The sequence below is a fragment of the Nonomuraea mangrovi genome (assembly GCF_042681425.1).
Lineage (GTDB): Bacteria > Actinomycetota > Actinomycetes > Streptosporangiales > Streptosporangiaceae > Nonomuraea > Nonomuraea mangrovi.
Genome location: NZ_JBHUFV010000016.1, coordinates 22,331 through 45,306, shown reverse-complemented (window position 1 = coordinate 45,306; position 22,976 = coordinate 22,331). Strand labels below are relative to the sequence as shown.

Sequence of the window (22,976 nt, the reverse complement as noted above, 5' to 3'; positions counted from 1 at the left end):
TACGTCAGCTCTTGGCAGAGATTGTCACGTCTTTGATTTCGACCGTCTCCTTCGGTGCGCCGGTGCCGTCCGGACCAGGAGTGATGACGCCCGCCTTGTTGACCTTGTCGAGAATGTCGAGACCCTTCGTGATGGTACCGACAGGCGTGTAGTCGGGGCTCAGCCCGATGTCGCCGAAGACCAGGAAGAACTGGCTGCCCGTGGTGCCGGGCTCGCTGGTCTTGGCCATCGCCATGACGCCGCGCTTGTAGGTGGCGCCCTCCAGGTTCTCCTCGGCCAGCCGGTAGCCGGGGCCACCCTGGCCGTCGCCCTGCGCCTTGCCGTCGGCCTTGGCCGTCGGGTCGCCGCACTGCAGCATCGGGAACTGCGCGCTGCCGAGACGGTGGCACTTGCTGCCGTTGTAGTACTTCTTGGCGGCCAGGTGCTTGAGCGAGTTGACGGTGCACGGGGCCTTGACGCCGTTGAGCTCGACGACGATGTCGCCCTGGCTCGTCTTGAGCGTCATGGTCGCGTCCTTGGCCTCCGCCTTGGCGGGCGGCAGTCCGACGTCCTTGACCGTGCCGCTGGTGTCGGCGAGGTAGCCGCACTCGCCCGTCGCGGGGTCGAAGGGCTTGGGGCCCGCCACGGCCGAGGCCGAGGCGGAGGGCGCGGCCGAGGGCGTCTCGGACGCCGAGGTGTCGTCGCCACCGCCGAGGAGGGTGACCGCGGCGATCACGCCGCCCACGACCACCAGGACGCCCACGGTCGATCCGATCACGGCGGTGCGCTTGGCCTTGGTTTCGCGTTCGACACGACGCTGCATCTGCCGCTCGTAGTGCTCACGTGCCAGCTGACGCTGGCGGTCCTTGCCCGTGGACACCGCTTTGCCTCCCTATCGAATCAACTGAGGTGGGCGAATCGTATCGGCCAACCGGTAATGGTTCGCAGCCCGGCGGCCAGCACCGGTACGCTTCGGTTACATTCTCATCCGCTTTCTTGACGAGACTCAGCCGAGGCAGATGCTCATCGCAGGCTTCCCCGCAGGGGCGTTCCAGACCAATTGCTACCTCGTGGCGCCGGCCGCCGGCGAGGAGTGCGTCATCGTCGATCCCGGCCAGGACGCGGTCGACGGCGTCGACGACCTGCTGCGCGAGCACCGGCTGAAGCCCGTCGCGGTCCTTCTCACCCACGGTCACCTCGACCACGTCTGGTCGGTCGCCCCCGTGTGCGGCGCGCGCGACGTCCCCGCGTGGATCCACCCCGAGGACCGCCACCTGCTGAGCGACCCCGCTGCCGGCTGGTCGCCGACCTCGAGCCAGCTGTTCGGGGGCATCACGCTGAGCGAGCCCGACGACGTGCGCGAGCTGTCCGACGGCGCGGTCATGGAGCTCGCCGGGATGGAGTTCGTGGTCGACCACACCCCCGGCCATACCAGGGGGTCGGTGAGTTTCAGGTTGCCGCCCGAGGAGATCATGTTCTCGGGAGACCTGCTGTTCGCCGGCTCCATCGGCCGCTCCGACCTGCCGGGCGGCGACTACCCGACGATCCTGCGCAGCCTGGCCGCCAAGTGCCTGCCGCTGCCGGACGAGACGGTCGTCCTGCCGGGCCATGGACCGCAGACCACGATCGGCCGCGAGCGCGCTTCCAACCCTTATCTCAAGGAAGCTGCGCCGCACGCCGGTCCCACACGAGGGATCTGATGACTTTCCAAGCACCCAAGGGCACCTTCGACTGGCTGCCGCCCCGCTCCGAGCGGGTCCTCGCCGTGCGCGAGACACTCGTCTCCCCCGTCCGGCAGGCGGGCTACGGCTACATCGAGACGCCCGTCTTCGAGGACACCGAGCTGTTCAAACGCGGCGTCGGCGAGTCCACCGATGTCGTGTCCAAGGAGATGTACACCTTCCCCGACAAGGCGGGCAGGTCGCTGACCCTGCGCCCCGAGGGCACCGCCCCCGTCGTGCGCGCCGTCCTGCAGCACAACCTGCACACGGGCCAGCTGCCGGTCAAGCTGTGGTACTCCGGCAGCCAGTTCCGCTACGAGCGCGCGCAGAAGGGCCGCTACCGCCACTTCTGGCAGGTCGGGGCCGAGGCGCTCGGCGCCGAGGACCCGGCACTCGACGCCGAACTGATCGTGCTGGCCTGGCGCGGGTTCCGCGACCTCGGCCTGCGCGAGGTGACGCTGCTGCTCAACTCCCTCGGCGACAAGACGTGCCGGCCCGTCTACCGGGCCGCGCTGCAGGACTTCCTGCGCGTGCTCGACCTCGACGAGGAGACCAGGGCCAGAATCGAGATCAACCCGTTGCGCGTCCTCGACGACAAGCGCCCCGAGGTGCAGGAGCAGCTCAAGGGCGCGCCCCTGGTGATCGATCACCTGTGCGAGTCGTGCAAGGCCTACCACGAGGAGGTCCGCGGCCTGCTGACCGCCTGCGAGGTGCCCTTCACCGACGACCCGCGCCTGGTGCGCGGCCTCGACTACTACACCCGCACCACCTTCGAGTTCGTCCACGGCGGGCTCGGGTCGCAGTCGGCCGTCGGCGGCGGCGGGCGCTACGACGGGCTCAGCGAGATGCTCGGCGGCCCTTCGCTGCCCAGTGTCGGCTGGGCGCTCGGCGTCGACCGCACGCTGCTGGCGATGGAGGCCGAGGGTCTGCTCGGCGACACCGCCGACAGCCGCGTCCAGGTGTACGGTGTCCCGCTGGGTGACGAGGCGCGCCGCAGGATGTTCCTGCTCGTCGAGGAGCTGCGCAGGGCCGGGCTCGCGACCGACATGGCCTTCGGGGGCAAGGGGCTGAAAGGCGCGATGAAGGGCGCCGACCGTTCGGGCGCCCGGTTCGCGCTGATCCTCGGCGATCGTGACCTGGCGGCGCAAGCCGTGCAAGTGAAGGACCTGACCACCGCTGAGCAGACCGAGGTGCCGCTGGCCCAGGTCGCTGACGTCTTGAAGGGAAAGCTGCAGTGATTCGCACGCACAAGGCCGGGGAGCTCCGCAAGGAGCACGCCGGGCAGCAGGTGACGCTGGCGGGCTGGGTGGCCCGTCGCCGTGACCACGGCGGGGTGGTCTTCATCGACCTTCGCGACGCCTCCGGCTCCTCGCAGGTGGTCTTCCGCGAGGAGGACGACGCCCACGGCCTGCGCAACGAGTACTGCGTGAAGGTGATCGGCGAGGTCAGGGTCCGTCCCGAGGGCAACGCCAACCCCGACCTGCCCACCGGCGAGATCGAGGTCGTCGCCACCACGGTCGAGGTGCTGAGCGAGGCCGCGCCGCTGCCCTTCCCCATCGAGGGCAGCACGGGGGTGTCGGAGGAGGCGCGCCTGCGCTACCGCTATCTCGACATCCGCCGCCAGCAGGTCGCCCACGCCATGCGGGTCCGCTCCAAGGCGACCTACCTGGCCAACGAGGTCATGAACGAGCACGGCTTCGTCTACGTCGAGACGCCGACGCTGACCCGCTCGACGCCCGAGGGCGCCCGCGACTTCCTGGTGCCGGTACGGCTGCAGCCGGGCAAGTGGTACGCGCTTCCCCAGTCGCCCCAACTGTTCAAGCAGCTGCTGCAGGTGGGCGGACTGGAGCGCTACTACCAGCTGGCCAAGTGCTACCGCGACGAGGACCTGCGCGCCGACAGGCAGCCCGAGTTCACCCAGATCGACGTCGAGATGTCCTTCGTGGACCAGGAGGACGTCATCGGGATCGGCGAGGCGCTGATCGGGAGGGTCTGGAAGGAGATCCTCGGCTACGAGATCCCCACGCCGCTGCCGCGCATGACCTACGCCGACGCGATGGCCCGCTTCGGCTCCGACAAGCCTGACCTGCGCTTCGGCCAGGAGCTCGTCGACATGACGGAGTACTTCGCGAACACCACCTTCCGCGTCTTCCAGGCCCACTACGTCGGCGCCGTCGTCATGCCCGGCGGGGCCTCCCAGACCCGCAAGGAGCTGGACGGCTGGCAGGAGTGGGCCAAGTCCCGCGGCGCCCGCGGCCTGGCCTATGTGCTGGTGCAGGAGGACGGCACGCTCGGCGGCCCCGTCGCCAAGAACCTGTCGCCGTCCGAGGCCGGGGGGCTGGCGGACAAGGTGGGCGCCGAGCCGGGTGACGCGATCTTCTTCGCCGCCGGCCCCCGCAACACCTCGCGCGACCTGCTCGGCGCGGCCAGGCTCGAGATCGGCCGCCGCTGCGGCCTGATAGACGAGTCGCAGTGGTCGTTCCTGTGGGTGGTCGACGCCCCCATGTTCGAGGAGGACGGCGAGGGCGGCTGGACCGCGGTCCACCACCCGTTCACCGGGCCGAAGCCCGAGTGGGCCGACAACTTCCAGGACCACCCGGGCGAGGCGCTGGCCTACGCCTACGACATGGTCTGCAACGGCATGGAGATCGGCGGCGGCTCGATCCGTATCCACCGCGCCGAGATGCAGCAGCGCGTGTTCGACGTGCTCGGCATCTCCAAGCAGGAGGCCGAGTCGAAGTTCGGCTTCCTGCTGGAGGCGTTCAAGTACGGCCCGCCCCCGCACGGCGGCATCGCCTACGGCTGGGACAGGATCTGCATGCTGCTGTCGGGCGGTGAGTCGATCCGCGACGTGATCGCCTTCCCGAAGACCGCCTCGGGCTTCGACCCGCTCACGAGCGCGCCGACGCCGATCACCGACGAGCAGCGCAAGGAAGCCGGCGTCGACGCCAAGCCGAAGGACGAGGAGGCCTAGTCCGGCGGGTCGATGAGCCGGTACGCCTGCCGTACCGGCTCATCGCCGTTCAGAAGCGGACGGGAAGCCGGGACAGACCGCGGACGACCGAGCCGGTCAGCCGCCAGCTCAGCTCCTCCTCCGTGCACCCGAGCTCAAGGCCCGGCAGCCGGTCGAGCAGGGTGCCGATGGCGATCTGGCCTTCCATACGGGCCAGCGGGGCGCCGAGGCAGAAGTGGATGCCGTGCCCGAAGGCCATGTGCCTGTTGTCGGAGCGGGTGATGTCGAGCGTGTCAGGATCGGCGTGGACCGACGGATCCCTGCCGACCGCGCCGATCGAGATGTGGACCATGGAGCCCCGTGGGATGCGGGTGCCCGCGATCTCCAGGTCCTCGGCGGCGAAGCGCGGGGTGGAGCGCTCGACGGGGCCGTCGTAGCGCAGGAACTCCTCGACCGCGTTCGGCAGCAGCTCGGGCTTGGCGCGCAGCAGGTCGAGCTGGTCGCGGTTGCGCAGCAGCGCGAGCACGCCGTTGCCGATGAGGTTGACGGTCGTCTCGTGGCCCGCGATGAGCAGCAGGCTGAGTGTGGAGATGAGCTCCTTCTCCGTCAGCTCGTCCATGGCGACCAGCGCGCTGATCAGGTCCTCGCGTGGCTCGGCCCTGCGCTCCTTGCTCAGCTCGCGGAAGTAGGCGGTCGTCGCCCGGGCAGCCGCCCTGCGCCTTTCCACCTCCTCAGGCTCGAAGGTGGGGTTGACCAGCAGGGCCGACCACTCGCGGAACAGGTCGCGGTCGTCGGCGGGCACGCCGAGCAACTCGCAGATCACGATGATCGGCAGCGGGAAGGCGAACTCGTCGAGCAGTTCGGCCGTGCCGCCGTCGAAGGAGGAGATCAGCTCGTCGGTGATCTGCTGGACGCGGGGACGCAGCTCCTCCACCCTGCGCGGGGTGAAGGCCTTGGAGACGATCCTGCGCAGCCGCGTGTGGTCGGGCGGGTCGACCGACAGCATGTTGGAGTCGAAGAGGATGTCGTCCTCGGTGGCGATCGCCCTGAAGTAGTCGCCGAACCGTTGCATGTCCTTGGACAGGCGGGGGTCGTTCAGCGCGGCCCTGCCGTGCTCGTGATCGATGATCAGGTACGCCTCGAAGCCGGGCGGGAAGTCGATCGGGAAGACCGGTCCCTGACCTCGCAACGGGGTGTAGACGGCGTAGGGGTTCCTGCTGAACTCGGGCGTGAACAGGAACTCGAATGGAAGTTTGTCCGGCACGCCGACCACCCTAGATCGTTACCGGGAGGGCGGACAGGGAACGCAGGATGGAGCCGCTGAAGCGCCAGCTGAGCTCCTTCTCCTCGCAGCCGAGCGCGATGTTCGGCAACCGGCCGAGCAGCGAGCCGAAGGCGATCTGCCCCTCCATCCGCGCCAGCGGGGCGCCGAGGCAGAAGTGGATGCCGTGCCCGAAGGCGACGTGGCGGTTGTCGGAGCGCTCGATGTCCAGCGTGTCGGCCCGCTCGAACGCCCTGGGGTCGCGGCCGGCCGCGCCGATCGAGACGTGCACGAAGCTGCCCTTCGGGATGTGCGTCCCGGCGATCTCGAGGTCCTCCAGCGCCGTGCGGAAGGTGCCGCGCTCCACGGGCGCGTCGTAGCGCAGGAACTCCTCGACCGCGTTCGGCAGCAGCTCGGGCTCGGCGCGCAGCAGGTCGAGCTGGTCGCGGTTGCGCAGCAGGGCCAGCATGCCGTTGCCGATGAGGTTGACGGTCGTCTCGTGCCCGGCGATCAGCAGCAGGGCGAGCGTCGAGAGCAGCTCCTGCTCGCTCAGCTCCGTGCTGGTGACCAGCGCGCCGACCAGGTCGTCGGTGGGGGTGGCGCGCCGCTCGGCGATCAGCCCGGTGAAGTAGGCGCGCAGTGCCGTACCGGCCTCGTCGCGCTGCGCGGCCAGCTCCTCTGTGACGGCCGGGTTGACCAGCGCGCCCGACCACCGGCGGAAGTCGGCTCTGTCGGCGTCGGGGATGCCCAGCAGCTCGCAGATCACGATGATCGGCAGAGGGAAGGCGAAGGCGTCGATGAGCTCGATCCTGTCGCCGCTGAACGCGTCGATCAGCTCGTCGGTGATCTGCTGGACGCGCGGGCGGAGCTCCTCGATCCTGCGCGGGGTGAACGCCTTCTGCACCAGGCGCCGCAGCCGCGTGTGGTCGGGCGGGTCGGCCATCAGCATGTTGTCGGCCAGCACGGGGTTCTGCTGCGAGATCGCGTCGCGGAACCACTCAGGCCCGTTCGCGAGGTTCTTGGACAGGCGCGGATCGTTCAACGCGGGCCTGGCGTACTCGTAGTCGACGACCACGAACGAGGTGGCGCCGGGCGGGAAGTCGATCGGGTGGACTGGCCCCTTCGCCCGGAGTCCGGCGTAGACCGCGTAGGGGTCGGCGCTGAACTCCGGGGAGAAGAAGAACTCGAACGGCAGTGTGTCGGTCACTGCTCCAGCGTGCCCCCGCCCTCGCCGGGCCGGGCGGCGGCACCGCTGTGACCTGGATCACTAGGAGACGCGGACGTCCTTGATGACGAGCGGGTTCTTCAGCGCGGTGGTGCCGCCGTCGCCGGTGACGTCGTTGGGGTTGACGATGAGGTCCTTGCCGTCCTTGGCCAGGCCCAGCATCATGTCCATGCCCTTGCTGACCACGCCGAGCACGCCGTACTCGCCCTGGATCTGGGTGTTGTCGTTGGACAGCGAGATGGCGAACTGGCTGCCGTTCTGCCCCGCCGCGCCGCTCGGCTGCGTCACGAAGACCACGCCCTGGGTGTACGGCATGCCGATGTTCTCGTCGCCGTAGGTGAAGCCGGACGAGCCCTGGCCGTCGGTGGGGTTGACGCCGTCGGCCTTGGCCAGCGGGTCGCCGCACTGCAGCAGGTGCAGGCCTGACACGTCGGGGGTGACGAGGCGCTGGCACTTGGTGTTGTCGAAGAAGTTCTTCTTCGCCAGGAAGGCCATCGCGTTGACCGTGCACGGCGCCTGCTCGGTCATCAGGTCGATGACGATCTCGCCGCGATTGGTGTTGATCGTCATCTGCTTGAGCTTCTTGTTCGGCTTCTTGCCCGGCAGGCCGACGAACTTGGTCGGGATGGCCGGGTCGTTCTGCTTCGTGTAGGTGCACGAGACGGGGCCCGCCGAGGCCGAGGGCGCGGCCGACGGCACCGCCGGCACCGAGGTGCTGGCCTTGGGGGAGGCGGAGGGCGCGTCCTCGGCCACGGGCTTGGCGTCGCTCGTGCCGAGCATCGTGGTCGCCGCGACGATGCCGCCCGCCACGAGTGCCACCGCCACTCCCGCGCCGATGAAGGTGTTCCGCTTGGCCTTCGCGGCCTGCTCGGCCGCACGCTGCGCCTGCCGCTCCTTGTGCTCCCGCGCCAGCTGGCTCTGGCGGTCTTCGCCGCTCACCGGTATTTCCTCCACGTTTGCCGACACATGACCAAACTGCTCCGCGCATGCTATCGGGCTTGGGAATGTGCTGGACGTAAGGAGCTGGAGCGACAGATGGGGTGTATGTCCTGAGAAGTAGATGAGAAACCGGTCTCGGTGAACCGCGGCGTGGTGGGATCCGTAGTCATATGAGAACGGAGTCGTAAAATGTTCAACGAGATCCTCGGTCTGCCCGCTCACCCGCTGATCATCCACTTCGCAGTGGTGCTGACCCCGCTGCTGGCCGGCGTCTCAGCCGCCCACGCCCTCGTGCCCCGCATCAGGCCGCACCTCGGATGGGCGGTGGTGCTGCTCGCCGTCGCCGCGCCCGCCGCGGTCTTCGCCGCCCGCCAGAGCGGCGGCGCGCTGAAGGAGGCGCGCTTCTCCCAGGTGGAGGGGGAACTGGGCCGGCGCATCGCCGAGCACCAGAGCTTCGCCCTGCCCCTGCTGCTGACCACCGCCTCCCTCGGCGTCGCCTCCCTGCTGTCGGTCTACCTGGCGCGCACCAAGACGAACGTGCCCGCGTGGGTCTCGACGGCGGTGACGGCGGTGACGGTGGTGCTGGCCGTGGCGGCGGGCTACTACGTGTTCCGAGCAGGGGATTCGGGCGCCAGGGCAGTGTGGGGCCTGTAGGCTCGTTTTGTGGAGAGTCTGTTCGATTCGGCCGCTGAGGAGGCCACCCCACAGCCCCTTGCGGTGCGGATGCGCCCCCGCACGCTCGACGAGGTGCTCGGCCAGCGCCACCTGCTGGGCCAGGGCACGCCGCTGCGCAGGCTCGTGGAGAGCGAGGCGCCCATGTCGCTGTTCCTGTGGGGTCCTCCCGGCACCGGCAAGACCACGCTCGCCTACGTCGTCGCGGGAGTCACCAAGCGGCGCTTCGTCGAGATCTCCGCGGTGTCGGCGGGCGTGAAGGACGTCAGGGCGGCCATCGACAACGCCCGCCGCGAACTCGGCATGACGGGACGGCAGACCGTGCTGTTCGTCGACGAGGTCCACCGCTTCAACAAGGCCCAGCAGGACGCCCTGCTGCCCGCCGTGGAGAACAGGTGGGTCACCTTCATCGGCGCCACCACCGAGAACCCCTTCTTCTCCGTGATCTCGCCGCTGCTGTCGCGCTCCCTGCTGCTCACCCTCGAGTCGCTGTCCGACGACGACATCCGCGCCGTCCTCGAGCGGGCCGTCACCGACGAGCGCGGCCTCGCGGGCCGCAACACCCTCGCCCCCGAGGCGCTCGAGCACCTGGTACGCCTGGCGGGCGGCGACGCGCGCCGCTCGCTGACCTACCTCGAGGCCGCGGCCCTGCTGGCAGGCGACATCACCGTCGAGGTCGTGGAGAAGGCGGTCGACAAGGCGGCCGTCCGCTACGACCGCCAGGGCGACCAGCACTACGACGTCATCAGCGCCTTCATCAAGTCGATGCGCGGCTCCGACGCCGACGCCGCGCTCCACTACCTCGCCCGCATGATCGAGGCGGGCGAGGACCCGAGATTCATCGCCCGCAGGATCGTCATCTTCGCCTCCGAGGACGTCGGCATGGCCGACAACACCTGCCTGCAGACCGCGGTCGCCGCCGCCCAGGCCGTCCAGCTCATCGGGCTGCCCGAGGCGGGCATCAACCTGGCCCACGCCGTCATCCACTGCGCGCTGGCGCCCAAGTCCAACGCCGTGGTCAAGGCCATCGGCGCCGCCGGCGAGGACGTGCGGCGCGGCCTGATCGGCCAGGTGCCCGGCCACCTGCGCGACGCCCACTACCCGGGCGCCGCCAAGCTCGGCCACGGCAAGGGCTACAAGTACCCGCACGACTTCGAGCACGGCCTGGTCCGTCAGGACTACGCGCCCGAGGAGGTCCGTGAGCGCCGCTACTACGAGCCGACCAGGCACGGAGCCGAGGCAGGCGTCGCCGAGCGCTGGGGGAGGATCCGCGACTTCCTGAGGGGATCGTCGTGACCCTGCACCACGTCGAGCTGTGGGTCGAGTCGCTGGACGCGGTGCTGCCCGGTTTCACCTGGCTGTTCGCCCGGCTCGGCTACGAGCCCTTCCAGGAATGGGAAGGCGGCAGGTCGTGGCGGCACGGGGCGACCTACGTCGTCGTGGAGGAGTCCCCCGCGCGGGTGCGCGAGCCGTACGACAGGATGCGGCCAGGCCTCAACCACCTGGCCTTCCACGCCGACGACGTCGACGCGATCGCGGCGGAGGCCGGAGCGCACGGCTGGCGGCTGATGTTCGCCGACCGGCACCCGCACGCGGGCGGACCCGCCCACTACGCCGCCTACCTGGAGAACGAGCAGGGCTTCGAGGTCGAGCTGGTCGCCACCTCCTGGTCGCCGCCGGGATGAGACGATCGCGCGACATGCCGCAGGCAGGCCGTCGCGTTGTATCAGGCACGATAGGGTCTTCTCCATTCCACGACGCCAACGGGGACGGATCCGCTGATGCTGACCGCAGGAGAACTGGCCGGGCTGATCGTCGCCATGGCCTGGGCGATCCTCGTCTGCTTTCTGGCCATGGTGCTCGTCAAGCTCGCCCGCCTGCTCAGGGAGACCACCAAGCTGGTCGCCGACCTCAACGAGCGGGTCGTCCCGCTGCTGGAGGACATGAGCATGACGGTCAACGAGGCCAACAGGCAGCTCGTCGCCGTCGAGGCCATCACCAGGGACGTCAAGCAGGTCAGCGGGCACGCCGCCAAGCTCAGCGCCGTCACGCAGACCATCTTCACCGGCCCGCTCATCAGGGTCTCCGCGCTCAGCCACGGCGTGCGCAGGGCCATCGAGGCGCGCAAGCACCCGCGCAGCAGGCGGCGGCGATGATCAGGCGGCTGTTCTACATGGCGCTCGGCGCGTTCGGCGCCGTCTGGGTGATGCGCAAGCTGCAGGCGCTCAAACCCGACCACGTGGCTCGCCGCGCCGCCGACGGCGCCAGCGGGCTGCTGCTGCAAGTGAGAGACTTTACCTCCGACGCGCTCGGCGAGGCCGCCGACCGCGAAATCGAGTTGCGATCCCGCTTCGGGCTCGACAACCCTGACACAACCCACTAACGCAAAGGATGGCCGCTGATATGGAGTCGGCAGAGATCGCCCGCCGCTTCCTGCGCTTCTTCGAGGAGCGTGGGCACAAGGTCGTGCCCTCGGCCAGCCTGATCGCTGAGGACCCGACGCTGCTCCTGGTGCCTGCGGGCATGGTGCCCTTCAAGCCGTACTTCCTGGGGCAGCGCAAGCCTCCGGCGGTCCGGCTGGCCAGCGCGCAGAAGTGCGTGCGCACGCCCGACATCGACGAGGTGGGCAAGACCACCAGGCACGCGACGTTCTTCCAGATGCTCGGCAACTTCTCCTTCGGCGATTACTTCAAGGAACTGGCGATCCCCTACGCCTGGGAGCTGCTGACCAAGCCTGAGTCGGAGGGCGGCTTCGGCTTCCCCGAGGACAGGCTCTGGGCGACCGTCTACCTCGACGACGACGAGGCCTTCGACATCTGGCACAACAAGGTCGGCGTCCCCGCCGACCGCATCCAGCGCCGCGGCCTGGAGGACAACTACTGGAGCATGGGCGTGCCGGGCCCCGGCGGGCCCTGCTCGGAGATCTACTACGACCGCGGGCCCGAGTACGGACGCGAGGGCGGGCCCATCGCCGACGAGAACCGCTACCTCGAGGTCTGGAACAACGTCTTCATGCAGGACCAGCTCAGCGTGGTCCGCAGCAAGACCGACTTCGACATCGCGGGCGAGCTCCCCGCCAAGAACATCGACACCGGCATGGGCCTCGAGCGCATGGCGGCGATCCTGCAGGGCGTCGACAACATCTACGAGATCGACACCACCTACAAGATCCTCGACAAGGCCGCCGAGCTCACCAGGGCGCGCTACGGCCGCGACCCGCGCGCCGACGTCAGCCTGCGCGTGGTCGCCGACCACGTCCGCACCGGCACCATGCTGGTCGCCGACGGCGTCGCGCCGAGCAACGAGGGCCGCGGCTACGTGCTGCGCCGCATCCTGCGCCGCTCCATCCGCAACCTGCGCCTGCTCGGCTCGGGCGAGGAGCGCTACATGCACGAGCTGACCTCGGTCGCCATCGACGTCATGGGCGAGCAGTACCCCGAGCTGAAGAACGACGCGCCGCAGATCCACGCGGTCATCGACGCCGAGGAGGCCTCCTTCCTCGGCACGCTGCGCACCGGCACCGCCATCTTCGACGTCGCCGTCGAGGAGACCAAGCGCAAGGCCGGCAGCACGCTCTCCGGCGACCAGGCCTTCCAGCTCCACGACACCTACGGCTTCCCCATCGACCTCACGCTGGAGATGGCGGCCGAGCAGGGTCTGAAGGTCGACGAAGAGGGCTTCCGCCGCCTGATGAAGGAGCAGCGCGAGCGCGCCAAGGCCGACGCGGCGGCCAAGAAGACCGGCAACGCCGACATCTCCGTCTTCGGCCAGCTGCTGGAGAAGGCCGGCACGGTCGACTTCCTCGGCTACGACCTGACCACCGCGGAGTCCAGCGTCGTCGGCATCCTCGTCGACGGCGCCTCGGTACCGGCGGCGGGCGCGGGCACGAGCGTCGAGGTCGTGCTGGGCCGTACCCCCTTCTACGCCGAGGGCGGCGGCCAGCTCGCCGACCAGGGCGTGCTGCGCACCTCGGGCGCGCACGTCGACGTGCTCGACGTCCAGTCGCCGATCAAGGGCCTGGTCGTCCACAGGGGCAAGATCCGTTCGGGCGAGCTGCGGGTGGGCGACGAGGTGCAGGCCGAGGTCGACGTCGAGCGCCGCAAGGCGATCTCGCGCAGCCACAGCGCCACCCACCTCGTGCACCGCGGCTTCAAGAACGCCCTGGGCGAGTCGGCCGCGCAGGCGGGCTCGGAGAACTCTCCCGGCCGCTTCCGCTTCGACTTCACCGCCGCCGGGGCGGTCGCGCCCAGCATGCTGCGCGACGTCGAGGACGAGGTCAACGCCGTCCTCATCAACGACCTCAAGGTCAACGCCTTCTACACCTCCCAGGCCGAGGCCAGGGCGATGGGCGCGCTGGCCATGTTCGGCGAGAAGTACGGCGACGAGGTCCGCGTCGTGGAGATCGGCGACTACTCCCGCGAGCTGTGCGGCGGCACCCACGTCCACAGCTCCGGCCAGCTCGGCCTGGTCAAGGTGCTGGGCGAGCAGTCGGTGGGCGCGGGCGTGCGCCGCGTCGAGGCGCTGGTCGGCATCGACGCCTTCCGCTTCCTGGCCCGCGAGTCGCTGCTGGTCGCCCAGGTGACCGAGCAGCTCAAGGTGCGCCGCGAGGAGCTGCCCGAGCGCATCGAGGGCATCGTCTCCCGGCTGCGCACGGCGGAGAAGGACCTGGAGAAGCTGCGCTCGGCCCAGGTGCTCCAGATCGCGGGCGACCTGGCCGCACAGGCCCGTGACCTGCACGGAGTATCCATCGTGACGCACCGCGCGCCTGATGGAACCGGGCCCGATGATCTGCGTAAGCTCGCGCTTGACGTGCGCGGCAGGTTCCCTGGCGACCGTCCGGCGGTCGTCGTGCTCGCCGGCGTTCCGTCTGACCGGCCTGTGGTGGTTGCCGCGGTCAACGAGGCGGGGCGCGAGCGGGGGCTCAAGGCCGGAATTCTGGTCGGCGTCGCCGCCAAGGCGCTTGGGGGTGGCGGTGGCGGCAAGGACGATGTCGCTCAGGGCGGGGGCACCCGTCCTGAGTCGATCGACGAGGCATTGCGCGTGGTCGACGAGACCATCGCGGGTCAGCTCGCCTGACATGCGGTTCGGCGCGCGACTCGGCGTCGACGTCGGGTCAGTACGCATCGGAGTGGCCCGCAGCGACCCCTCGGGGATGCTGGCCACTCCGGTGGAGACCGTCAGACGCGGTGCGGGCGACCTCGACCGCATCGCGGTCCTGGCCGACGAGCACGCGGCGATCGAGGTGATCGTCGGGCTGCCCACGTCGCTGTCGGGACGTGAGGGCCAGGCCGCGGCGTTGGCGCGCTCCTTCGCCGCCGACCTCGCCGTACGGCTGGCGCCCGTGCCCGTCCGGCTGTTCGACGAGCGCCTGACCACGGTCGCAGCCCAGCAGGGGCTGCGCGCCAGCGGCGTCAAGGCCAAGAAGCAGCGTTCCGTCGTCGACCAGGCGGCAGCCGTCGTGCTGTTGCAGGACGCTCTCGACGCGGAAAGAGCCACGGACAGACCACCAGGCAGACCCGTCGATCCGCCCACAGGGGCGGACGACGGGGCTGCCCGGTGAGCGGGCCGGACGACGAGGGACCCGGCTCGAGGCCGGGCTACTCCCTGGACGACACCGCTCCGCTGCCGGTCGCCGAGCTGCCTTCCGCGCGAGGGCCCGACGACGACGGTGACTCGCTGGCCGAGGTCATCCCCTTCGCCAGGCCCGCCGACGGCGAGGACGAGACCGGTGACGACGGTCCTGACATGCCCGCCGCGGGCAGGGTCATCCCGCTCGCGGACCCGGTGGACGAGCTCGTCTTCCGGGGCAGGGACAGGGCCGTGCGCAAGGCCGGAGTGCTGGCGGGCGGCGCGGCCGCCTCGGTGCTGGCTCTCGGCGCCGCGGGCTTCGTCGTGCTCAAGCCGTACGTCATGCCCGACGACTTCGAGGGGGCCGGGGCGGGCACGGTCACCGTCCGGATCGACCCGGGCGCCAGCGCGGGTGACATCGGCGCGCTCCTGGCCGACGCGGGCGTGGTGGCGAGCGCCAGGTCGTTCGCCAACATCGCAGAGGAACGTTCCAAAGCGGCCAGCCTGTATCCCGGTTCCTACGTGATGCGCAAGCGGATGGCCGCGGGCGCGGCGCTCGACCTGCTGCTGACTCCTGGCTCGCGGGTGGTCAAGCGCGTCACGCTGCCCGACGGCATGCGGCTGGCCGAGGCGCTGCCGCACCTGGCCAGGCAGTCGGGCATCCCGCTCAAGGACTTCCAGACCGCCAGGGTGCCGACCCTCGGCCTGCCGGGCTACGCGCGCGGTCTCGAAGGCTTCCTGTACCCGGCGACCTACGAGGTCGAGCCCGGCACCACGGCGAGCGACCTGCTGCGGCAGATGGTCACCCGCTTCAAGCAGGAGGCCACCGGCATCGCCCTGGAGTCGCGCGCGGCGCGGGTCAAGCTCACGCCCCTGGAGGCCGTCACCGTTGCCAGCCTGGTCCAGGCCGAGGGCGGCAGGGACGGCGACTATCCGAAGATCGCTAGAGTGATCTACAACCGGCTCAGGGGCGGCACCCCGCTCCAGCTCGACGCCACCATCACGTACGCGCTCAACCGGCGGACGCTGAAGGTGTCGCACGCGGACACCATGGTGCGCTCCCGGTACAACACCTACCGGCACAAGGGGCTGCCTCCTGGGCCGATCGCCAACCCGGGGGAGAAGGCGCTGCTGGCGGCGCTCAACCCGGCCAAGGGAGACTGGAACTGGTTTGTCACAACGAACCCGGCGCATAGAATCACGAAATTCACCGACAAAGAGAGTGAGTTCGTGAGATACCGGGAAGAGCTGAACGACTACCTCGGGACACATTGATGCTCATCGGGACCCTCTTAGTCCCGCCGAGGCCAAGGGCCAGGGTGGGGGCGTTCGCGCATCCCGCATCCCCTAGCATTGCTACCCATAGTGATAACCGCTGGTCACCGGCTAAAGGCCGGCGGATCCCCTCGTTCGGCTCGGTAACCCCCACCGGTTTGGCACACCCCCTTGACGCCAGGCCGCTCGTACCGGGAGATTGGCCACCGCATCTATGAACGATCTCGATATGGACTTTCTGCTAGGCGCCGAGGACGACGAAGGTCGGGCCAGGGGCCGCTCCCGCGGTTCCGGCAAGAACGGGCGTGGCCGCCGCAGGCGCAGGCGCCGCAACCGCGGCGGATTCCTCGCCCCGCTACTCGCCGTGATCGTCCTCGTGGGCATCCTCGGCGGTGGCGGCTACTACGGCTACCTGTGGCTCAGCGACGCGCTGGTGCCCGACGACTTCAAGGGACCTGGCACCACCGAAGTGGTGATCCAGGTCAAGGAGGGCCAGAACGCCACCGACGTCGCCAAGACCCTGCAGGCCCAGGGCGTGGTGGCCAGCGAGCGGGCCTTCACCAACGCCATCGCCGCCGCGGGCAAGAGTTCGGAGCTGCGGCCCGGCCAGTTCACCCTGAAGAAGGGCATGTCCGCCGCCGCCGCCGTCGAGGCGCTCGTGTCGGGCAAGAAGCTGCAGAACACCATCCTGATCAAGGAAGGCGTACGGCTCAGCGAGGTCTTCGACATCCTGGCCAAACAGACCAAGAAGCCGAGGAAGGCGTTCGTCGAGGCGGCCAAGGACAAGGAGGCCATCGGCCTGCCGTCCTATGCCAGAGGCCTGGAGGGTTACGCCTTCCCCGCGACCTACGAGTTCGAGCCCAACGCCAGCCCCACCCAGATGCTCACCCAGATGGTCGACCGCTACACGCAGGCGGCGGGAGCGACCAACCTGGAGCAATCGGCCAAGCAGCTCGGCTACACGCCGGCGCAGATCATGACGGTCGCCAGCATCGTTCAGGCCGAGGCCGGCAACCACGAGGACATGCCGAAGATCGCCGAGGTGATCTACAACAGGCTCGCGCTCAAGCCGCCGATGAAGCTCCAGATGGACAGCACGGTCATGTACGCGCTCGGCAAGTACGGCATCTCCGCCTCGCACGCCGAACTGGAGACCAAGTCGCCGTACAACACGTACAAGCACCAGGGGCTGCCACCCGGACCGATCAGCAACCCCGGCGAGCACGCGATCGAGGCGGCGCTCAACCCGAGCGACGAGGGCTACAGGTTCTTCGTGACGACCGATCCCAAGAACAGGGTCACGAAGTTCACCGCCAGCGAGGACGAGTTCTGGAAGCTCAAGCAGGAGTTCGAGCGCAACGGCGGCGGGTGAGCTCAGGGGGCGGTGTCACGCGGCGTGCCACCGCCTCCTGCGGCCTTCCGTCGGGGCGGCCGGCCACGCGCGCTCGGTGACGCGTATCCCTGGACGGAGCCCGGCCACGTGCCAGGGGTGGTGCCCGGGCGGCCGGCCGTACGGGAAGATGGTCTCCTGGAGAGCATGGCGCGGCGGAAGGAGCAGGTGTGCGGACCACGGGACGGGCGGCGGTGCTGGGCTCACCGATCACGCACTCGCTCTCACCCTTCCTGCACAGGGCGGCCTACGCCGCCATGGGGCTGACCGGGTGGACCTACGAGGCGCGCGAGTGCGACGAGGCAGGGCTTCCCGCCATGCTCGACGCCGCCGGCTGGGCAGGGCTGTCGCTGACCATGCCGCTCAAGCGCGCCGTGCTCCCGCTGCTCGACACCGTCTCCGACCTGGCCGTCGCGGTCGGGGGGGCCAACACGGTGGTCTTCCGCGACGGCGCCAGGCACGGCGACAACACCGACGTCTACGGGATCCGGCAGGCTCTGGCCGAGGCGGGCATCCCCCCGCCCGGCTCGGCGCTGGTCCTCGGCGGCGGAGCCACCGCCGCCTCCGCGCTGGCCGCGCTGCGCGAGCTCGGCACCGGCTCGGCCACGCTCGTCGTGCGTGATCCCGCCAGGGCCGGGGAGACGGCCGAGGTGGCCGAGCGGCTCGGGGTGGCGCTGGCGGTCGAGACGTTCGACAAGCTCGACGCTCTGCTCGAGGTCGACCTGGTGGTCTCCACGCTTCCGGGCGGCGCCGCCGACATGTTCGCCGGGCAGGTGGCGCGGGTGCCCGCGCTGTTCGACGTCGTCTACGCCCCCTGGCCGACGCGGCTGGCCGACGCGGTCGAGGCCGAGGGCGGGAAGGTGGTCGGCGGGTTCCCCATGCTGCTCCACCAGGCGGTGCGGCAGGTGGAGCTGATGACGGGGTGCGCGGACGTGCCGGTGGAGGCGATGCGCGTGGCGGGCGAGGCCGAGATCCTCAGGCGCGCCGCCCTGCGGTGAGCCCGCCAGGTGGAGTCCGGGAAAAGTCACGGGCGACGGGATGATTCGAAGAACTCCCGTGGTTGTGGTAACGTAGCTCCCTGATCGGTCCGGCATGCCTGCTGGACGCGCAAGCGGAGGTCTCCCTCCCACCTGAGTCGCCACGAGGCGTCCAGGTCCAGGATCACGCCGGACTTACTCCGGGGAGCTTACGGCCGCTGAGCCGGTGAGCTCAGTGGCCCCGCATGCGCGACGTGCGGGGCATTTTCGCGTTTACACGCGTGCGGATGCCCGGCACGATCGAGCGCGTAGGGATCGCAACCTAGGAGGCCCCATCAGCACTGAGCCCCGCATCAACGAGCGCATCCGTGTGCCCGAGGTTCGCCTCGTCGGCCCGAACGGTGAGCAGGTCGGCATCGTCTCCATCCACGACGCCCTGAAGCTCGCCCAGGAGGCCGACCTCGATCTCGTCGAGGTCGCGGCCACGGCTCGTCCGCCCGTGTGCAAGCTCATGGACTACGGCAAGTTCAAGTACGAGTCCGCGATGAAGGCGCGCGAGGCGCGCAAGAATCAGGCGCACACGATCATCAAGGAGATCAAGCTCCGGCCGAAGATCGACCCGCACGACTACGAGACCAAGAAGGGTCACGTGGTGCGGTTCCTCAAGGCGGGAGACAAGGTCAAAGTCACGATCATGTTCCGCGGGCGTGAGCAGTCGCGTCCCGAGCTGGGCTTCAGGCTCCTGCAGAGGCTGGCCGAGGACGTCACGGAGCTCGGCTTCGTCGAGTCCCAGCCCAAGCAGGACGGCCGTAACATGATCATGGTGATCGGTCCGCACAAGAAGAAGGCCGAGGCCAAGGCCGAAAAGGCAGCGGCCAAGGCACAGCGTGGCGGCGAGGAGCCTTCCGTACCGGAAGAGTGACCCGCAGTTCGGGTTAGCCTTACAGGCAACCCAGCCAGCGCCAGAGGAACACAGCCGCAACCGGGCCGGCCCGCACCGGCCCGGGATGTTGGCACGGACGAATTGAGGAGAGACGGCGAGATGCCGAAGATGAAGACGCACAGCGGTGCGAAGAAGCGGTTCCGGCTTACCGGCACCGGCAAGCTCAAGCGCCGTCGCGCCAGCCGCGCGCACTACAACGAGTGGAAGTCGTCCACGCTGACGCGCCGTCTCAAGAATGAAGTCGTCGTTTCCGACGCTGACTCCAAGAAGATCAAGAAGCTGCTCGCTAAGTAGCGCAAGTCCCCGGGGAGATAGAACATGGCACGCGTGAAGCGGGCGCTCAACGCCAAGAAGAAGCGCAGGGTCGTCCTCGAGCGGGCGAGCGGTTACCGTGGCCAGCGGTCCAGGCTGTACCGCAAGGCCAAGGAGCAGATGCTCCACTCGATGACCTACGCCTACCGTGACCGCAAGGACCGCAAGGGCGCCTTCCGCCGCCTGTGGATCCAGCGGATCAACGCGGCGGCCCGTCAGAACGGCATCACCTACAACCGTCTGATCCAGGGTCTGCGTCTGGCCAACATCGAGGTCGACCGCAAGATCCTCGCCGACATGGCGGTCAACGACAGCCAGACCTTCGCGACGCTGGTCGAGGCCGCGAAGAAGGCTCTGCCGGCGAACGTGAACGCTCCGGCTGCGGGCTGATCGTTCCACACGGTCTTCACGGGCCCACCGCCCCGTCGGTGGGCCCGTTTCGTTTGCCCGGACGGACTCGCGCTCGCGGCGGCCCACGGGTCTCACGGCGGCCGACAGGCCCCGCGGACCTGTACGCGTGACGTCCGCACCCGGTACCGGGCCGCCGCGCGTCCCCTTGAGGACCCTGAGCCCTCGGCCACAGGGGCGCTCGCCTGGAGGGCTCCCCATGAGCGCCGGGCAGTCGGGCCCGCGGGAAGCGGTGGCGGTTCCACGCGCGCTCTGTCGGGCCGGAGGCGGCGGTTCCTCACGAGCGCCGCGTGAGCGGGTCGCGGGGAACGGCTGTCAGCCGGGAGGGGACGCGTCCCGCGGGGGCGATGGTTCTCCAGGCATGTGCCACTGGCCTGCCGGACGAATGCCCGCCGCCAGGGTGTCTCCGGTGAAGTGCGTGATCGTCGCCAGCGGCCCCTCCGGTCGCTTCACATGGTCGGGGGCGGGCGGCGAGGGCTGGACAATGGCTGGTGCGGGGCACGAGCGTTCGACGAGTGGGGGACTGGAGCATGGCGGGATCCGAACTGACCAACGTGAAGTCGCCGCGCGTGAAGGCCGCGCGCAGGCTCACCAAGCGCGCCTTCAGGGACCAGGACCGCAAATTCCTCGCCGAAGGACCCCAGGCCGTACGGGAGGCGCTCAGGCTGGACGACGTCGTCGTCGAGCTGTTCACCACCGCCGAGGCCGAGCTACGCCACGGCGACCTCATCAGCGAGGCCCTGCTCAAGGGCGTCCCGGTCCAGCGGGCCAGCGGCGAGGTGATGGCCGAGCTGGCCCAGACGGTGACACCGCAGGGCCTGGTGGCGATCTGCCGGTTCGTGCACACCCCGCTGGAGGAGGCCGTCACCTCGCGGGCGCGGCTGGTGGCGATGCTCGCGCACGTGCGTGACCCGGGAAATGCGGGCACCGTGATGCGTACGGCTGACGCGGCGGGCGCCGACTCCGTGGTGTTCACCGACGCCTCGGTCGACCCTTACAACGGCAAGTGCGTCAGGGCGAGCGCGGGCAGCCTGTTCCACCTGCCCGTGGTGATCGGCTCGCCGGTCGCCCAGGCCGTTCAGCGGCTGAAGGACAGCGGGCTGCGGGTGCTGGCTGCCGACGGGGCGGGCAAGCACACGCTGGACGACGTCGACCTGTCGGGCCCGACGGCATGGGTGTTCGGCAACGAGGCGTGGGGGCTGCCGGAGGAGATCCTGGCGCTCACCGACGACGTGGTGCGGGTGCCGATCTACGGGCAGGCCGAGAGCCTCAACCTGGCGACGGCGGCCGCGGTGTGCCTGTACGCCTCGGCCAGGGCCCAGCGCAACGCCTGACCCCGCACGGCCGACCCGCGGGGCATGATCGCCCGGCAGACGGCCGGCTGACACGCGACCGCCCGGCGGATCGGCGGGTGACACGCGACCGCCCGGCGGACCGGCGGGTGACACGCGACCGCCCGGCGGACGGGCGGGTGACACGCGCCCACCAGGCGGACCGACGGGACGCGCGACCGCCAGGCAGGACGGCCTCGCGCGCGGACGGCCGCCCGGCGGGACCGGTCGCGCTCGCCGGGTGAGGTTCGCTCCCGACGGGTGGGGGTGCCTGCCTCGTCATCTCGGCCCGCCGGCGAACTTGTTCGCCGCCTCGCTGGACAGCTGGGCGCCCACCCATCGGGCGGGCGATGGCCCTACACGATGTGCCGTCTCCCTGAACGGGTGGGGGCTCGCGTATCGGGCGGGTGGTGGCCGTGCGCGATGTGCCGTTTCCTCGAACGGGTGGGGGCTCGCGTATCGGGCGGGTGGTGGCCGTGCGCGATGTGCCGTTTCCTCGAACGAGTGGAGGGCCGCGCATCGGGTGCGGCGGTGGCCGTGCGCGATGTGCTGTCTTCTTGCGGGAGTGAGTAGCCGCGCCTCTGGTGGGCACGGGACGGTCGTGGCCGTCCACGATGAATGGTGTGTCTGGGGTTGCCGTGCACGGTGGGTGGCGGCTCGGCGATGGTCGTGCACGGTGGGTGGCGAACGGCGGAAAACCGGTGCCGTACAGGGGTTCGCGGCATGTGCGCGGGTGCCCTCGGGCGTGCGAAACCCGCTATTGTCGCCCTTGTAGGTCGAGGAGGCGGGGTTCGTGCAGGGCGAAGATACCGGTTGGCGAGCGGCCGATCCGGCGTGCACGGTGCCGATCGACGACCTTCCCGACGGCCTCATCGTGACCGACCGCTTCGGCGTGGTCCTCGCCGTCAACAGGGCCGCGGCCAGGCTCACCGGCGTCAGCCGTGAGCGCGCGGTCGGCGGTGACCTCAACGAGGTGTTCCCGTTCCGCGACCACGACGGCCGCGAGTGGTGGAAGTGCCTCGACCCCGACGGCGGCCTGCGCACCAGGACCAGGGTGCCCGAGCGGCCGCTGCACCTGCCCGGCGGGCAGGAGCTGCACGTGTCGGCCAGGCTGGTGCGCGAGCCCGAGCGCGGCGGCGACGTCACGCGCGTCACGATCACGCTGAGGGACGGCGGCGCGAGGGCCAGGCTGGAACGCAGCCGAGCCGACCTGGTCTCCACCGTCGCCCACGAGCTGCGTTCCCCGCTCACCAGCGTCAAGGGGTTCACCGCGACGCTGCTGGCCAAGTGGTCGCGCTTCACCGAAGAGCAGAAGCTCGTGATGCTGGAGACGGTCAACAACGACGCCGACAGGGTCACCAGGCTGATCACCGAGCTGCTCGACGTCTCCAGGATCGAGTCGGGGCGGCTGGAGATCCACCGGGCCGTCGTCGACATCCCCGCCCGAGCCCGCAAGATCATCGCAGGCAGGGTGGCCGCGGGGGAGCCGGAGAGCCGCTTCAGGCTGTCGGTCGCCGACGAGCTGCCCGAGATGTGGCTCGACGGCGACAAGATCGACCAGATTCTCGGTAACCTGGTGGAGAACGCGGTGCGCCACGGTAGGGGCACCGTCACGATCGACATCGAATCCGTCGGCTGGGGAGTTGCCGTGTCCGTGCGAGACCAGGGCGAGGGCGTCGCGCCCGAGCTGGCTCCGCGCGTGTTCAGGCAGTTCTGGCGAGGCAACAGCCGCAGGCGCGGCGGCACGGGTCTTGGCCTGTTCATCGTGAAGGGCCTGGTCGAGGCCCACGGCGGCACGATCACCGTGCAGCGGGCGCCCGAGGGCGGGGCTGAGTTCCGATTTACCATGCCCGCCGGGACCCCCGACTTCGCCTGACGTACGGCGAGCAAGGACCCCGACGGGCTTTCCACAGGCGCGGCGCGCGGCCTCCCGTTTTCCACAGGCAGGTGTCGCCGCGCACGACCCTTCCTGCCGATCCGACTAGACTCGGGTCCGCTCAAGCCCTGGATACGGAGCTCTCT

At 69.9% G+C, this 22,976-nt stretch carries 22 protein-coding genes; 18 read left to right on the top strand and 4 right to left on the bottom strand.

What is annotated here, in order from left to right:
* Nucleotides 1–4: 4 nt before the first annotated feature.
* Entirely contained in the window at nt 5–859 is an 855-nt protein-coding gene (locus tag ACFSKW_RS10315; protein ID WP_379571621.1) for a peptidylprolyl isomerase, read from the bottom strand.
* Nucleotides 860–998: 139 nt separating this feature from the next.
* Here ACFSKW_RS10315 and ACFSKW_RS10310 point away from each other — a divergent pair, with 139 nt between their 5' ends.
* The 3 genes from ACFSKW_RS10310 to aspS are packed head-to-tail and all read left to right on the top strand — an operon-like array spanning nt 999 to nt 4,674.
* Nucleotides 999–1,679 carry an MBL fold metallo-hydrolase gene (locus ACFSKW_RS10310; protein ID WP_379571619.1) on the top strand — a complete coding sequence of 227 codons (681 nt, stop codon included), beginning with the start codon at nt 999–1,001 and terminating at the stop codon, nt 1,677–1,679.
* Nucleotides 1,679–2,938 (top strand): histidine--tRNA ligase, encoded by a 1,260-nt coding sequence (gene hisS / locus ACFSKW_RS10305; RefSeq protein WP_379571617.1) that lies wholly within the window; start codon nt 1,679–1,681, stop codon nt 2,936–2,938. Before ACFSKW_RS10310 ends, hisS begins: the two co-directional genes overlap by 1 nt.
* The gene (aspS, locus tag ACFSKW_RS10300) at nt 2,935–4,674 is read left to right on the top strand and encodes an aspartate--tRNA ligase (protein WP_379571615.1); all 1,740 of its coding nucleotides are present in this window, start codon (nt 2,935–2,937) and stop codon (nt 4,672–4,674) included. Before hisS ends, aspS begins: the two co-directional genes overlap by 4 nt.
* A 49-nt stretch (nt 4,675–4,723) precedes the next feature.
* On the opposite strand, the gene ACFSKW_RS10295 is transcribed toward aspS, so the two are convergent.
* From ACFSKW_RS10295 to ACFSKW_RS10285, 3 genes are read right to left on the bottom strand one after another with little or no spacing between them, the layout of a single operon-like run.
* A complete protein-coding gene (locus ACFSKW_RS10295; protein WP_379571613.1) occupies nt 4,724–5,917 on the bottom strand; it encodes a cytochrome P450 family protein in 1,194 nt (397 codons plus the stop codon).
* Nucleotides 5,918–5,927: 10 nt separating this feature from the next.
* The gene (locus ACFSKW_RS10290; RefSeq protein ID WP_379571611.1) at nt 5,928–7,121 is read right to left on the bottom strand and encodes a cytochrome P450 family protein; all 1,194 of its coding nucleotides are present in this window, start codon (nt 7,119–7,121) and stop codon (nt 5,928–5,930) included.
* A gap of 60 nt (nt 7,122–7,181) precedes the next feature.
* Nucleotides 7,182–8,078 (bottom strand): peptidylprolyl isomerase, encoded by an 897-nt coding sequence (locus tag ACFSKW_RS10285; protein WP_379571609.1) that lies wholly within the window; start codon nt 8,076–8,078, stop codon nt 7,182–7,184.
* 189 nt (nt 8,079–8,267) lie between these two features.
* On the opposite strand from ACFSKW_RS10285, the gene ACFSKW_RS10280 reads away from it, so the two are divergent.
* The 15 genes from ACFSKW_RS10280 (at nt 8,268) to ACFSKW_RS10210 (ending at nt 22,830) form a co-directional block, all read left to right on the top strand.
* Entirely contained in the window at nt 8,268–8,732 is a 465-nt protein-coding gene (locus tag ACFSKW_RS10280) for a hypothetical protein (RefSeq protein ID WP_379571607.1), read from the top strand.
* Nucleotides 8,733–8,801: 69 nt separating this feature from the next.
* Nucleotides 8,802–10,046, top strand: coding sequence for a replication-associated recombination protein A (locus tag ACFSKW_RS10275; protein ID WP_379572095.1), 1,245 nt, complete (start codon nt 8,802–8,804; stop codon nt 10,044–10,046).
* Nucleotides 10,043–10,435 carry a VOC family protein gene (locus ACFSKW_RS10270; protein ID WP_379571605.1) on the top strand — a complete coding sequence of 131 codons (393 nt, stop codon included), beginning with the start codon at nt 10,043–10,045 and terminating at the stop codon, nt 10,433–10,435. The genes ACFSKW_RS10275 and ACFSKW_RS10270 overlap by 4 nt, the downstream gene beginning before the upstream one ends.
* A gap of 96 nt (nt 10,436–10,531) precedes the next feature.
* Nucleotides 10,532–10,906 carry a DUF948 domain-containing protein gene (locus ACFSKW_RS10265; protein WP_379571603.1) on the top strand — a complete coding sequence of 125 codons (375 nt, stop codon included), beginning with the start codon at nt 10,532–10,534 and terminating at the stop codon, nt 10,904–10,906.
* Entirely contained in the window at nt 10,903–11,133 is a 231-nt protein-coding gene (locus ACFSKW_RS10260) for a hypothetical protein (RefSeq protein WP_379571601.1), read from the top strand. The genes ACFSKW_RS10265 and ACFSKW_RS10260 overlap by 4 nt, the downstream gene beginning before the upstream one ends.
* A 20-nt stretch (nt 11,134–11,153) precedes the next feature.
* On the top strand, nt 11,154–13,826 hold the full coding sequence (gene alaS / locus ACFSKW_RS10255) for an alanine--tRNA ligase (protein WP_379571599.1): 2,673 nt from the start codon (nt 11,154–11,156) through the stop codon (nt 13,824–13,826).
* 1 nt (nt 13,827) lies between these two features.
* Nucleotides 13,828–14,310, top strand: coding sequence for a Holliday junction resolvase RuvX (ruvX, locus tag ACFSKW_RS10250; RefSeq protein ID WP_379571597.1), 483 nt, complete (start codon nt 13,828–13,830; stop codon nt 14,308–14,310).
* Nucleotides 14,307–15,593 (top strand): endolytic transglycosylase MltG, encoded by a 1,287-nt coding sequence (gene mltG, locus ACFSKW_RS10245; protein ID WP_379571595.1) that lies wholly within the window; start codon nt 14,307–14,309, stop codon nt 15,591–15,593. Before ruvX ends, mltG (ACFSKW_RS10245) begins: the two co-directional genes overlap by 4 nt.
* A gap of 229 nt (nt 15,594–15,822) precedes the next feature.
* The gene (gene mltG / locus ACFSKW_RS10240) at nt 15,823–16,965 is read left to right on the top strand and encodes an endolytic transglycosylase MltG (protein ID WP_379571593.1); all 1,143 of its coding nucleotides are present in this window, start codon (nt 15,823–15,825) and stop codon (nt 16,963–16,965) included.
* 188 nt (nt 16,966–17,153) lie between these two features.
* A complete protein-coding gene (locus ACFSKW_RS10235) occupies nt 17,154–17,981 on the top strand; it encodes a shikimate dehydrogenase (RefSeq protein ID WP_379571591.1) in 828 nt (275 codons plus the stop codon).
* 313 nt (nt 17,982–18,294) lie between these two features.
* Entirely contained in the window at nt 18,295–18,882 is a 588-nt protein-coding gene (infC, locus tag ACFSKW_RS10230; RefSeq protein WP_379572093.1) for a translation initiation factor IF-3, read from the top strand.
* A gap of 120 nt (nt 18,883–19,002) precedes the next feature.
* A complete protein-coding gene (gene rpmI, locus ACFSKW_RS10225; RefSeq protein ID WP_379571589.1) occupies nt 19,003–19,197 on the top strand; it encodes a 50S ribosomal protein L35 in 195 nt (64 codons plus the stop codon).
* A 24-nt stretch (nt 19,198–19,221) separates the two neighbouring features.
* The gene (gene rplT / locus ACFSKW_RS10220) at nt 19,222–19,605 is read left to right on the top strand and encodes a 50S ribosomal protein L20 (protein WP_379571587.1); all 384 of its coding nucleotides are present in this window, start codon (nt 19,222–19,224) and stop codon (nt 19,603–19,605) included.
* A gap of 548 nt (nt 19,606–20,153) precedes the next feature.
* A complete protein-coding gene (locus ACFSKW_RS10215) occupies nt 20,154–20,957 on the top strand; it encodes a TrmH family RNA methyltransferase (RefSeq protein ID WP_379571585.1) in 804 nt (267 codons plus the stop codon).
* 790 nt (nt 20,958–21,747) lie between these two features.
* On the top strand, nt 21,748–22,830 hold the full coding sequence (locus ACFSKW_RS10210; protein ID WP_379571583.1) for a sensor histidine kinase: 1,083 nt from the start codon (nt 21,748–21,750) through the stop codon (nt 22,828–22,830).
* Nucleotides 22,831–22,976: the final 146 nt, after the last annotated feature.